The sequence below is a fragment of the Aromatoleum toluvorans genome (assembly GCF_012910905.1).
Lineage (GTDB): Bacteria > Pseudomonadota > Gammaproteobacteria > Burkholderiales > Rhodocyclaceae > Aromatoleum > Aromatoleum toluvorans.
In genome coordinates this window covers 26,446-38,807 of the sequence record NZ_WTVN01000030.1, presented here as the reverse complement: position 1 = coordinate 38,807, position 12,362 = coordinate 26,446, and the positions used below count along the sequence as shown (strand labels likewise).

Here is a 12,362-nt window from a genome sequence, read left to right as displayed (position 1 = left end):
CGGTCGTCCCGCTTTTTCTTTCCCGCGCCCCCTCAGCTGACGAGCAGGTTGCGCACGCGCAGCCCCTGTTGCGCGAAATGCCGGCGCAACTCGTCCTGGTGCTCGAAGTCGCGCGTCTCCATCTGCAGGATCACCTCGGTCATCCCCACCGGCACGTGCAGCTCGCCGCGCCGGTGTTCGACGTGGCGCACGTTCATGCCGAGGTCGGCGACGGTCTCCAACAGCGCGAGCAGCTGCCCCGGCGCGTCCGAGATCGTCACCGCGACGCACATCAGCCGCCCGCTGGACGCGAGGCCGTAGTCGATCGAGCGGCCCACGAGCGTCATGTCGACGTTGCCGCCGGAGATCACGACCACCGCGCGGTCGTCGGGGCGCAGCGCGATCTTCTTCTGCATCAGCGCCGCCAGGCCGACGACGCCGGCGCCCTCGCCGATCGTGCGCGTGCGCTCGAGCAGCGTGACGATGGCCTCGGCGATGGCGTTGTCGTCGACGGTGACGATCTCGTCCACGTAGCGCGCGATGACGCGGCGCGTGAGCTGGCCGGGACGCTTGACCTTGATGCCGTCGGCGATGGTGTGCGCGCCGGGCAGCACCTCTTCCAGCGCGCCGTCGCACAGGTAGGTGCGCCACGGCGCGACCGCCTCGGTCTGCACGCCGATCACGCGGATAGCCGGGTTCTGCAGCTTGAGCGCGAGCGCGATGCCGGCGATCAGCCCGCCGCCGCCCAGCGGCACGATCGCGACGGTCATGTCGGGGGCGTCTTCGAGCATCTCCAGGCCGCAGCTCGCCTGCCCGGCGATCACGTCCCAGTCGTCGTAGGGATGGAGGAAGGCGAGCCCTTCGGCCTTCGCCAGCTGCAAGGCCTCGTCGGTGGCGGCTTCCAGCGTCTCGCCGACGAGGCGCACGTCGGCACCGAGCCTGCGGCAGGACTGGATCTTGGTGAGCGGGGCGTTCGCGGGCATGCAGACGACGGCACGCAGCCCGCACTGGGCCGCCGCGCGCGCGACCCCCTGCGCATGGTTGCCCGCGGACGCGGCGACCACGCCGGTGGGCGGGTTGGCGCCGGCCAGCAGGCGGCCGATCTTGTGCGTGGCGCCGCGCAGCTTGAACGAGCCGGTGCGCTGCAGGTTCTCGAGCTTGAGGCGCAGCGGCACGCCGAGCTCCTCGGAGAGCGGATCGTTCTGCCACTGCACGGTGCGCAGGAGGGCGTCGCGGATGCGCTCGCGGGCGGCGAGCAGGTCGGTCAGGGCCAGCGGGATCGTGGCAGGCATCGTGTCTCCTCGGTGCGGGGCCTCTGCGAGCCCTCGTCAGGGGTTCGGGCGGGGTTCGCGACTCAGTCGGCCGGCAGTGCTTCCAGCGCCTCCGAAATCTCCAGCCAGCGCAGCTCCGCCTCGTCGATCCAGCCCGCGAGCTCGGCCTGGCGCTTGAGCAGCGTCTGCAGCTGCGCGGAATCGCCGCCCGTGTACAGCGCGGGGTCGGCGAGGCGCGTGTCGAGCAGCTTCTTCTCGCCCTGCCAGCCGGCGAGCTTCTTTTCGAGCTGGTCGATCTCCTTCACCAGCGGACGGCGTGCGGCGAGCCGCGCCTGGCGCTCGGCCGCGGACTGCGCGCGGTCGGCCTTGCGTGCGGCCTTGTCGGCCTCGCGGTCGGGGCATTTGGCGGCCTCGGCGGCCTGCGCGCGGCGCGTCGCGAGCCAGTCGCGGTAGTCGTCGAGGTCGCCGTCGAACGGCTGGATGCGGCCGTCGTCGACGAGCAGGAAGCGGTCGCAGGTCGCGCGCAGCAGCGCCCGGTCGTGCGACACCAGCACCATGCCACCGTCGTAGTCCTGCAGCGCGAGCGTGAGCGCGTGGCGCATCTCGAGGTCGAGGTGGTTGGTGGGCTCGTCGAGCAGCATCAGGTTGGGGCGCTGCCAGATCATCAGCGCCAGCGCGAGGCGCGACTTCTCGCCGCCCGAGAAGGGCCCGCAGGGCGTGGTCGCCGGGGTCGAGCTGCCGCCGACGCCGTCGCCGCGGAAATCGAAGCCGCCGAGGTAGTCGCGCAGCTCCTGCTCGCGGGTGCGCGGGTCGAGACGGACCATGTGCTGCAGCGGCGATTCGTCGGGACGCAGGGTTTCGAGCTGGTGCTGCGCGAAGTAGCCGGTCGCGAGGCCCTTGCCTTCGCTGCGGCTGCCCGCGGCGAGCGGCAGTTCACCCGCCAGCAGCTTGATCAGCGTCGACTTGCCGGCGCCGTTGCGCCCGAGGAGGCCCACGCGCTCGCCCGGGCGCAGCGTCAGGCGGATGCGGTCGAGCACGGTACGGTCGCCATAGGCGACGGCGCCGTCCTCGATCTGCAGCAGCGGGTCGGGCGCGGCCGGGCCTTCGCGGAAGCTGAACGAGAACGGGTTGTCGATGTGCGCGGCGGCGATGCGCTCCATGCGTTCGAGCGCCTTGATGCGGCTCTGCGCCTGGCGCGCCTTGGTCGCCTTGGCGCGGAAGCGGCGGATGTAGTCCTCGATGTGCGCGATCTCGCGCTGCTGCTTCTCGAACAGCGACTGCTGCTGCGCGAGGCGCTCGGCGCGCTGGCGTTCGAAGTCCGAGTAGCCGCCGGTGTAGAGCGTCAGGCGCTGCTGCTCGATGTGCGCGATGTGGGTGACGCAGGCGTCGAGGAACTCGCGGTCGTGCGAGATCAGCAGCAGCGTGCCGCGGTAGTCGCGCAGCCACTGTTCGAGCCACAGCACGGCGTCGAGGTCGAGGTGGTTGGTCGGCTCGTCGAGCAGCAGCAGGTCCGAACGGCACATCAGCGCCTGCGCGAGGTTGAGGCGCATGCGCCAGCCGCCGGAGAAATCCGACACGGGCCGCTCGGGATCGTCGCCGACGAAGCCCAGGCCATCGAGCAGCGCCGCCGCGCGGGCGCGCGACGCGTAACCGCCGATCTCGTGCAGGCGTGCGTGCAGCTCGCCGATGTGGGCGCCGTCGTGCGCGGCTTCGGCCGCCGCGAGCTTCGCCTCGACCTCGCGCAGCTCGGCGTCGCCGTCGAGCACGTATTCGATCGCCGGCTTCGCCAAGGCCGGCGTTTCCTGCGCGACGTGCGCGATCTGCCAGCCGGCGGGGATGTCGAGGTCGCCCTGGTCCTGATGCAACAGCCCGCGCAGCAGCGCAAACAGGCTGGACTTGCCGGTGCCGTTGGCGCCGGTGAGGCCGACCCGCCAGCCGGGGTGGATCTGCAGCGAGGCGGAATCGACGAGAACTTTGGCGCCCCGGGCGAGGCGAAGGTTACGGAACTGGATCACGTCAGCGCATCTTCGGGCAAAGGCGTTATTCTACGCATCCCCGAACCCGACCGACGCCGGACATCGTGCCCCCTCATCTGCCACCTCTCCTGCTCGCCCTCGCCCTCGCCCTCGCCTGCGGCAGCGCCATTGCCGCCGACACCGCCACGGGCCCCAACCCCGAGTTCGAGCGCGCGGCCAGGCTGCGCGACGAGGCCAAGACGCTGCGCCAGAAGGCCAACGAAACGCTCGCCGCCGAGACGCCGAAGTGCTACGAGCGTTTCCAGGTGAATCGCTGCATCAATCAGGCGAAGGAAGCGCAGCTCGAAGCGCTGAAGAAGGCGCGCGGACTGGAAGCCGAGGCGAGCCGCACCGAACTCGCGGAGAAGCGGCGCATGGCGGTCGAAGCCGGGCGCACCAGCACCGATGCACCGACCGTTCCGGCAGAACCCGCGGCGGCCGAGTCCTTCGAGATCCACCCGGATCCGATGGCGGAGAGCACGCGCCGCCAGCGCGAGGCCGACGCGATCCGCGCGCAGGAGCAGCAGAAGGCCGAACGCAGGCAGAAGGACGCACAGAAGGCCAAGGAGCGCGCGCAGGTCGAGGCCGAAGCGAAAACCCGCGCCGAGGCCGCGGCGCGCGACCGCGCGCGCTACGAGGAACGCATCCGCAAGCGCGAAGCCGACAAGGCCGAGGACGCCGCGCAGGACGCGTCCAAGGCGGTCAAACCAGCCAACTGAGGCGGCCCGGACCGCCGCTCAGCCGGCCGCGCGGCGCGCCCACGCGAGCGCGTCTTCGAGCCGGTCGTTGCCCCAGAAGAGCTCGTCGCCGGCGCGGAAGCTCGGCGCACCGAACATCCCCAGCTCGGATGCCCGCTCGGTCTGGCGGCGCAGCGCGAGCTTGTTGTCGTCCGTGACGGCGGCGGCGAGCAGTTCTCCGGCCGGCAGGCCGAGATCGGCGAGGATCGCGCCGACCACCTCCGCATCGCCGATGTCGCGGTCCTCGGCGAAGTTCGCGAGCATCACCCGGCGCGAGAACTCCGCGACCCAGCCCGGCACCACGCCCTGCAGCGCGACGCGCGCCGCGAGCAGGCCGTTGCGCGGGAAACAGCTGGGCAGGCGGAAGGGCAGTGCGTACTTGTCGGCGAGCCGCGCGAGGTCGCGCCACATGTAGCGCCCCTTGGGCGGGTAGATGTTGAACGGCGAATCGTTCCAGCCCATCGCCAGGAACACCGGCCCGAGCAGGAAGGGTTTCCACTCCACCGCGACGCCGGCATCGCGCGCCAGCGCCTCGATGCGCATCACGGAAAGGTAGGAATACGAGCTCGCGAACTCGTACCAGAACTCGATCTTCGGTCCCGACATGGCCAACGCTCCTTCGCTTGGACGGTCGACGGAACTGTAGCCGATCGGCGCCGCAGCCGCTCAGGCCGCTGCCGGACGGTTGGCGATCCAGATGCCGGTGCCGACCAGCGCGAGCGCGGACCAGATCGCCGGGGTCATCGCTTCGCCGAGCACGACGACGCCTGCGAGCACACCCATCACCGGGGTCAGGAAGGAAAACGAGGACAGGCGCGTCGCCGGATACTGCGCGATCAGCCAGAACCACGCGAGGTAGCTGGCTGCGGCGACGATCACGACCTGGAAGGTGAACGCGCCCCACACGCGCGCATCGGCCGCGAACACGCCCGCCTCGCCGAAGGCGAGCGACAGCGGCGTCAGCGTCAGCGCCGAGACGCCGAGCTGGTACAGCAGCGTCTTCTCCGCCGATGCGCGGGCGAGCGCGCTCACCTTCACGGTCAGCGTCGTCGCCGCCCAGGCCACGGCGGCGCCGAGCATCATCAGGTCGCCGATCCACGCCCGCCCGGACGGCTGCAGCAGGCCCTCGCCGAACAGCACCAGCACGCCCGCGAACGCGAGCGCCATGCCGACCCATTGCGCGCGGCGCATGTGCTCGTGCGGCAGCAGCCACACCGCGCCGACCGCGACCAGGAAGGGCGCGGTGTAGAGGAAGATCACGCCGCGCGAGGCGCTCGTGTACTGCAGCGCGGCAAAGATCAGCGCGAATTCCACGGCGAACAGCAGGCCGGCGACGACGCCGGGCGCGAAGGTGCCGTCGGCCTGCGCGAGCTTCACGCCGCGCAGGCGCGCCCACAGCAGCACCAGCAGGGCCGCGCCGACCGAGCGCCAGCCGGCCTGCCACAGCGGCGAGATGCCCGCGTTGGTGATCTTGATCGCGGCCTGCTGCAGACCCCAGATCGTGCACAGCACGATCATCATCGAGCTCGCGAGGCGATCGAGCTGCGGGCGCAGCGGAGGCATCAGTCGACGACGATGACGCGTGAAGTGCCCGGCGCGAACTGCAGGCGCGCGCGCAATTCGCGCGTGACTTCGATGCGGCCGTCGGCGGCGACGCGCAGCGCGTGCTCGATGCCGTAGCGGCGCGTGTATTCGCGCCAGTTGTCGCCGGCGATGAAGGGCGGCTTGCTGGCAGCGTCGGACAGCGTGCCGGCGCCTTCGCGCGGCGTCACGAGCACGCTCATCGACTGCGACGCCTCCGCGGGACCGCCGGTGCGCGGGTCGATGAGGTGCGAGTAGCGCTTGCCGTCGAGCTCGAAGTAGCGCTGGTAGTCGCCCGACGTGCCGATCGCCTCGCCGTCGTAGAGCGGCAGCGTCGCGAGCGGCTGCGGCTCGCGCGGATGCTGCAGGCCGATGCGCCACGGGCTGTCGCCCTTCTTGCCCAGCGCCATGACGTTGCCGCCGATGTTGATGAGCGCGTTCTCGATGCCTTTGGCGTGCAGGATCGCGGCCGCGCGGTCGAGCGCGTAGCCCTTCGCGTAGCCGCCGAGATCGAGCTTGACCGCCGGATTGCGGCTTTCGACCTGGTTGCCGGTGATGATGAGGTCGGACATGCGCGGCGCCGCGTGCAGCACCGCCTGCAGCGCGGCCGGATCGGGGCGGCGCGGGACGAATTCGTCGGCGTGGAAGCCCCACATCTCGATCAGCGCGCCCATCGCCGGATTGAACAGCCCGTCACCCGTCTCCGACAGCTTGCGCGCGTCCGTGAGCATGGTCGCGAGCTCGTTCGACACGGTCGCGACTTCGCCGCGCGCGATCGCGTCGTTCAGCGCCGTCAGTTCGGACGGCTGCCATGCGTGATAGGCGCGGTGCAGGCGGTCGAACTCGCGCAGCACCTCGGCCATCGCCGCCTCGGCGGTCTCGCGCGGCTCGCCATACACGGTGAGGTCGACGCGCGTGCCGAAGACATAGGCCTCCTGCTTGTACAGTTCGGGGCGCGTGCACGCCGCCAGCAGCGTCGTGCACAGCAACACCAACAGGGCCGCGCGCAGGCGGCCCGCCACCTGGCGCAGGCTCATCCGGCGCACGCCTCCTCGAGCATGTCGACGAGCAGCGCGGCCACCGAAAAGCCGCTTTGCTCGGCGATCTCGACGAAGCAGGTGGGGCTGGTGACGTTGATCTCGGTGAGATGCCCGCCGATCACGTCGAGGCCGACGATCAGCAGGCCGCGTCCCCACAGCACCGGCGCGAGCGCCTCGGCGATCTCGCGTTCGCGCGCGGTGAGCGGCATCGCGACGCCGCGCCCGCCCGCGGCGAGGTTGCCGCGCGTCTCGCCGGCCTTGGGGATGCGCGCAAGCGAATACGGCACGACTTCGCCGCCGACGATCAGCACGCGCTTGTCGCCCTCGGCGATCCCCGGCAGGAAACGCTGCGCCATGATCGTGCGCACGCCTTCGTGCGTGAGCGTCTCGACGATCACGTTGCGGTTCGGGTCGTCGGCGCGCACGCGGAAGATCTGGCTGCCGCCCATGCCGTCGAGCGGCTTCAGGATCACGTCGCCGAGTTCGTCGATGAAGGCATGCACGTCGGCGCCGTCGCGCGCGATCAGGGTCGTCGGGGCGAACTGCGGGAATTCGCAGATCGCGAGCTTCTCCGAGTGGTCGCGGATCGCGCGCGGATCGTTGAACACGCGCGCGCCGGCCGCGACGGCGCGCTCCAGCATCCAGGTCGCCGTGACGTACTCGAAGTCGAAGGGCGGATCCTGGCGCATCAGCACCGCGTCGAAGGCGGTGAGCGGCAGCACCGCCTCGTCGCCCGGCAGGTACCACGCGTGGTCGTCCGCGGTCGGGCGGATCGCCAGCGCGCGCGCCGAGACGACGCCGTCGCGCCAGGTCAGCGCCTCGCGCCCGATCGCGAACACCTCGTGTCCGCGCGCGTGCGCCGCGCGCATCATCGCGATGCTCGAATCCTTGTAGGCCTTCAGGCGGTCGAGCGGGTCGACGATGAAGGCGATCCTGAGACGGTTGGCCATGACCGCCCTTTACGCCGCGTCGGCTTCGGCGGGTTCGGTCTCCTCGATCTCGACCGAGGCGGCGAGCAGCGCCAGCCGCGCGACCACGCCGTAGGCGTAGAAGCGGTTCGGCGCGGCGTCCGGCGCCTGGCGGCAGTCCGGCAGCGAGCAGCAGGTCTGGAACGCCAGCGGCTTGAAGTGCATGCCCGGCGCGTTGAGGTTCTCGTCGCGGCCGCGCTCGGTATGCACGCGGTAGAAGCCGCCGACGACGAAGCGGTCCATCATGTACACGACCGGCTCGGCGACCGCGTCATCGACCGTCTCGAAGGTATGCACGCCTTCCTGGATGATCACTTCCTGCACCTGCAGGCCTTCCTTGACGACGCTCATCTTGTTGCGCTGGCGGCGGTTGAGGCCCACCACCTCGGAGGCGTCGCGCACCGTCATCACGCCCATGCCGTAGGTGCCGGCGTCGGCCTTGACGACGACGAAGGGAGTCTCGTCGACCTCGTATTCCTTGTACTTCGCGCGGATGCGCGTGAGCAGGCTGTCGACCTCGGCGGCGAGGCATTCCTCACCGGTGCGCTCCTGGAAGTTGATCTGGCTGCACACGCCGTATTCGGGGTTGATGCGCCACGGGTCGATGCCGATCACCTCGCCGAACTCGCGCGCGACGCGGTCGTAGGCCGCGGCATGGCGCGACTTGCGCCGCATGTGCCAGCCGGCGTGCAGCGGCGGGATCAGCCACTGCTCGTCCAGCCCCTTGAAGATCGCCGGCACGCCGCCGGAGAGATCGTTGTTGAGCAGGATCGCGCAGGGATTGAAGCCGGCGAGCCCGACGCGGTTGCCGGTGCGCACCAGCGGCTCGAGCGTGAGGCTGCCGCCGTTGGCGAGCTCCAGCGTCGTCGGCGCGGTGATCTCGGGCAGCAGCGAACCGACGCGCACGTCGAGCCCGGTGAGCTGCAGCACCGACACGAGCTTCGCGACGTTCTGCAGGTAGAACTGGTTGCGCGTGTGGTTCTCGGGCACCAGCAGCAGCTGGCGCGCGTCGGGGCAGATGCGCTCGATCGCGTCCTGCGCCGCCTGCACGCACAGCGGCATGAACACGTCATTGATGTTGTTCCAGCCGCCGGGGAAGAGGTTGAGGTCGACCGGCGCGAGCTTGAAGCCCGAATTGCGCAGGTCGGTCGACGCGTAGAAGGGCGGCATATGATCCTGCCACTGCACGCGCATCCAGCGCTCGATCTCGGTGGCATGACCGAGGAAGTGCTTCTCCAGTTCCAGCAGCGGACCGGTCAGGGCCGTCGTAAGGTGAGGGACCATTTTGGAATTTTCCCGAAAAGATTCACGGCAGACCGCACAGCCTGCGGCGATGGATTTGCACGAATACTACAACAGCCGATCCCCGCAGGGATTCAGACCGTTACAAAGACACGAAAGTGCTCGGGCAGGGGCGCGTTCTCGAGGCTGCGCTGGGTGAAGAGGTAGCGCCCGTCGCACACGAAGCCGAGATCGCCCCAGTCGACGGCATTGAGGGCGTCGCGGAAGGCCGCGAGATCGACGTCCTCGCGCCGCGGGAACACCGCCAGCACGGCACCGTCGTAGTGCGCGCAGTCGTGCAGGAAGAAGGGCTGCGGCCGGCGCGTGCGCCCATTCACATACACGCGCGGGCGCCCGGACTGGAAATAGCCGCGCCCCCACTGCCACCAGTTGCGCTCGTCAAAATTGCTCACGCGGCGCGCGATCAGGCGCGCCTTGTGCGGCACGAGCGCCGCCGGCGGCGGATCGCCCGGCTCCACCCACAGCATGCGCCGGGTGCGCCCGGTCTTGACGGTTTCCGAGCAGACGAAGTCGCGGTTGCCGGCGGCGGCGTCCGTATACAGGTCGTCCGCCCCGGACACGGCGCCGACCTTCACGAAGGCGACGTCGGAGAGCCGCAGCGGGTAGTCGCCGCGCGCGAACATCAGGTGGCCGGCGCATTCGACGAGGTGGCGCGTCTGCCACGCCGGCGCCGCGAGCGCATCGGCGAGGCGGTCGGCGACGCCGATCTCGGCGTAGCGCACGCTGCGCTCGAAGCGGTCCTTCTCGAAGCGCCAGATCAGGCAGTTCGGCACCGCGTCGTCGAACACGCGCGCGTCGCCGAGCTCGATCGCGTCGGTGATCGTGCCGCTCGCCATCATCAGGCGGTTGAGCTTCACCGCCGACGTCACCTTGAGGAAGTCGCGCGGCGTGATGAAGATCAGCTCGCCGCCGGGCGCGAGGTGGCGCAGGCACTTCTCGATGAAGAACAGGTACAGGTTGGAGCGCCCGTCGAAATGCTCGTCGTGCAGCAGCGCGCGCGTCGCGGCGGGGATGTCCTGGAAGCGCACGTAGGGCGGATTGCCGATGATCGTGTCGAAGCGCTCGCTCGCCGGATACGCGAAGAAATCCAGGTTCGTCGCGCCGGGCGGGCAGTGTGCGGCGTCGTACTCGATGCCGACCGCGCCCGGCAGGTGGCGCAGGAAGGCGCCGTCGCCGCAGGACGGCTCCAGCACGCGGCCGTGCCGGCGGCGCAGCGCGAGCATCGCGCGCACGACCGCCTCGGGCGTGAACACCTGGCCGAGCACGGCGACATCGCGCGGGCGCGCGGGCGCGAGCACACTCATGTGGGCGTTCGTTCCCGGTTGTCGGGCAGCGGGCGGATCTTCCTCATGGATTCGTGCACTCGAAGCGAAACCGGTGGAAGATAAACGTCCGCGGCGCGGCGCGCAATCGTCGGCATCGCGGGCGAACCCGCGCCGGGGCGCACGCATCCAATGTGCGGGGTAGCCGAGGGCACGACGCAGGGAGAGGCATGACACTGACGACCACCGACATCGAGGATCTACGCACCGCGAAGGCGCTGCTGGAGCATCCGGGCCTTGCCGCGCGCATCAGCAACGCCCTCGGCTCGCCGATCGAGCGCGGCTTCGACATGCTGCCGAAATCCTGGAACAGCGCGGTGATGGGCGCGGCGCGCAAGGCCATCGAGGGCGCGCTTCACGTCGCGCTGCACACGCTCGACCACGCGCGCGCCACCGGCCCGGCCAACCGCCTCCACAAGCTGGCCGTCGGCACGACGGGCGCGGCCGGCGGAGCGTTCGGGCTCGCCGCGCTGGCGGTCGAGCTGCCGCTGTCGACGGCGATCATGCTGCGCTCGATCGCCGACATCGCGCGCAGCGAAGGCGAGGACCTGCGCAGCGTCGACACGCGCCTGCAATGCCTGCAGGTGCTCGCGCTGGGCGGGCGCGCGGCCGGCGACGACGCGGCCGAAACCGCCTACTTCACCGCCCGCGCGGCGATGGCGAAGGCGGTGTCCGAGGCCGCGCGCTTTCTTGCCCAGCAGGGCGCCGTGCAGCAGGGCGCGCCGGTCATCGTGCGCCTCATCGCGCAGGTCGCGTCGCGCTTCTCGGTCACCGTGTCGCAGAAAGTCGCCGCGCAGGCCGTGCCCGTGCTCGGCGCGGTCGGCGGGGCGCTGGTGAACACCGTGTTCATCGACCACTTCCAGGACATGGCGCGCGGCCACTTCATCGTCCGCCGGCTCGAACGCCGCTATGGCCCGGACGAGGTACGACGGGTGTATAACGAGATTGCCGCGCGCCGGTGAGCCCGGCGCGCATGGAAAAAGGAGAAAAAGCCATGGTCCTGCGCATCGTCCGCCTGGGCACGCCGCGCGCGGCCGACGAAGGCCTGCGCATCGGCACCGTGCGCCGCCCGCCGCGCGGCGTGCCGAAAGCCGAGTTCGCGTCGCAGAACTGGTACGACGTGTGGTATCCCAACCTCGCGCCCAGCGTCGAAACGATGAAGCTCGCGCAGCAGGCCCAGCAGACTCAGGACGCGGGCGAGTGGCAGGCCTTCGTGAAACGCTACCGCGGCGAAATGAGCACGCCCGACAACAGCCGCTCGCTCGATGTGCTCGCCGCGCTGTCGCACCAGACGAACTTCTCGGTCGGCTGCTACTGCGCCGACGAGGCGCACTGCCATCGCTCGGTGCTGCGCGCGCTGCTCGCCGAGCACGGCGCCGCGATCACCGCGGGTTGAGACCAACGGAGGCGACCATGAAAGCCCGCACACTGCCGATCACCCTGCTGCTGGCGCTGGGCCTCGTTGCCGGCGCCCAGGCCCAGGTTTATCGCTGCGTCGAGGACGGCACGGGCAGGATCACGTTCTCGGACGTGCCCTGCCACGGCAAGGCGACCGGCCGGGAGATCGACGTGACACCGAATACCCTCGACTCCTCGGCCAGCCGCGAGCAGGCGCTGCGTAACGAAGTGCAGGAGCTGCGGGAGAAGCTGCGCGAACAGCAGCAGGCCTCGCCGGCGGACGCCACGGGACGGACACAGGCCGACCTGCAGGCCACGCGCTTCGATTCGAAAGCCTGCGAGGACGCGCGCTGGTACTACGAGAGCGAAACGCGCACCAATCCGAACAACCAGGCGGCGATCGACGCGAAGCGCTCGGCGATGTTCGGCGCGTGCGGCATGAAGGAGCCGGACCGCGTGGAAGTGCGCAGGAATGTCGTCGTACGGCAGGAGCTGGCGCCGGTACACCGATCGGCGGCGCTGGCCGGCCGCGACACGCGCTGCCAGGGGTCCGACTGCTGGGACAGCGCCGGCAACCACTACCAGAAGGATCGGCGCGGCACGCTCCACAGTCCGAACGGCCCCTGCCGCTTCATGGGCAAGGTGCTGAAGTGCCCATGAAGCCGTGACCCCATGACCCCATGACCCCATGACCCCATGACCTTGTACGGCCGGGCGAGCCGCCCCGCTCGGCCCCTCAGCGAGCGTCG

At 70.4% G+C, this 12,362-nt stretch carries 12 protein-coding genes; 4 read left to right on the top strand and 8 right to left on the bottom strand.

Annotated features, from left to right (window positions below; all coding sequences use genetic code 11):
• Positions 1–32: 32 nt before the first annotated feature.
• Together ilvA and GPA22_RS17260 are read right to left on the bottom strand one after the other, a co-directional pair.
• A complete protein-coding gene (ilvA, locus tag GPA22_RS17265) occupies positions 33–1,271 on the bottom strand; it encodes a threonine ammonia-lyase (RefSeq protein WP_169257295.1) in 1,239 nt (412 codons plus the stop codon).
• A gap of 62 nt (positions 1,272–1,333) precedes the next feature.
• Complete coding sequence (locus GPA22_RS17260) at positions 1,334–3,265, bottom strand: ATP-binding cassette domain-containing protein (protein WP_169257294.1); 1,932 nt, start codon at positions 3,263–3,265, stop codon at positions 1,334–1,336.
• 65 nt (positions 3,266–3,330) lie between these two features.
• Between GPA22_RS17260 and GPA22_RS17255 the strand changes: the two genes are divergently transcribed.
• Complete coding sequence (locus tag GPA22_RS17255; protein ID WP_169257293.1) at positions 3,331–3,984, top strand: hypothetical protein; 654 nt, start codon at positions 3,331–3,333, stop codon at positions 3,982–3,984.
• Positions 3,985–4,002: 18 nt separating this feature from the next.
• Here the strand turns inward: GPA22_RS17255 and GPA22_RS17250 are convergent, their stop codons facing one another.
• The 6 genes from GPA22_RS17250 to GPA22_RS17225 form a co-directional block, all read right to left on the bottom strand.
• Positions 4,003–4,608 carry a 2-hydroxychromene-2-carboxylate isomerase gene (locus GPA22_RS17250; protein WP_169257292.1) on the bottom strand — a complete coding sequence of 202 codons (606 nt, stop codon included), beginning with the start codon at positions 4,606–4,608 and terminating at the stop codon, positions 4,003–4,005.
• A gap of 60 nt (positions 4,609–4,668) precedes the next feature.
• Positions 4,669–5,565 carry a DMT family transporter gene (locus GPA22_RS17245; protein WP_169257291.1) on the bottom strand — a complete coding sequence of 299 codons (897 nt, stop codon included), beginning with the start codon at positions 5,563–5,565 and terminating at the stop codon, positions 4,669–4,671.
• Entirely contained in the window at positions 5,565–6,620 is a 1,056-nt protein-coding gene (locus tag GPA22_RS17240; RefSeq protein WP_169257290.1) for an FAD:protein FMN transferase, read from the bottom strand. The genes GPA22_RS17245 and GPA22_RS17240 overlap by 1 nt, the downstream gene beginning before the upstream one ends.
• Positions 6,617–7,573, bottom strand: coding sequence for a glutathione synthase (gene gshB, locus GPA22_RS17235; RefSeq protein ID WP_169257289.1), 957 nt, complete (start codon positions 7,571–7,573; stop codon positions 6,617–6,619). The genes GPA22_RS17240 and gshB overlap by 4 nt, the downstream gene beginning before the upstream one ends.
• Before the next feature lie 9 nt (positions 7,574–7,582).
• The gene (gene gshA, locus GPA22_RS17230) at positions 7,583–8,875 is read right to left on the bottom strand and encodes a glutamate--cysteine ligase (RefSeq protein WP_169257288.1); all 1,293 of its coding nucleotides are present in this window, start codon (positions 8,873–8,875) and stop codon (positions 7,583–7,585) included.
• A gap of 92 nt (positions 8,876–8,967) precedes the next feature.
• Positions 8,968–10,197 carry an Eco57I restriction-modification methylase domain-containing protein gene (locus tag GPA22_RS17225; protein WP_169257287.1) on the bottom strand — a complete coding sequence of 410 codons (1,230 nt, stop codon included), beginning with the start codon at positions 10,195–10,197 and terminating at the stop codon, positions 8,968–8,970.
• A 188-nt stretch (positions 10,198–10,385) separates the two neighbouring features.
• Between GPA22_RS17225 and GPA22_RS17220 the strand changes: the two genes are divergently transcribed.
• Genes GPA22_RS17220 through GPA22_RS17210 form a run of 3 tightly spaced genes read left to right on the top strand, consistent with a single transcriptional unit; the run spans position 10,386 to position 12,273 of the window.
• Complete coding sequence (locus GPA22_RS17220) at positions 10,386–11,177, top strand: EcsC family protein (RefSeq protein WP_169257286.1); 792 nt, start codon at positions 10,386–10,388, stop codon at positions 11,175–11,177.
• A gap of 32 nt (positions 11,178–11,209) precedes the next feature.
• Entirely contained in the window at positions 11,210–11,611 is a 402-nt protein-coding gene (locus GPA22_RS17215) for a DUF488 domain-containing protein (RefSeq protein ID WP_169257285.1), read from the top strand.
• Between the two features lie 17 nt (positions 11,612–11,628).
• On the top strand, positions 11,629–12,273 hold the full coding sequence (locus tag GPA22_RS17210; protein WP_169257284.1) for a DUF4124 domain-containing protein: 645 nt from the start codon (positions 11,629–11,631) through the stop codon (positions 12,271–12,273).
• Positions 12,274–12,362 lie beyond the last annotated feature (89 nt).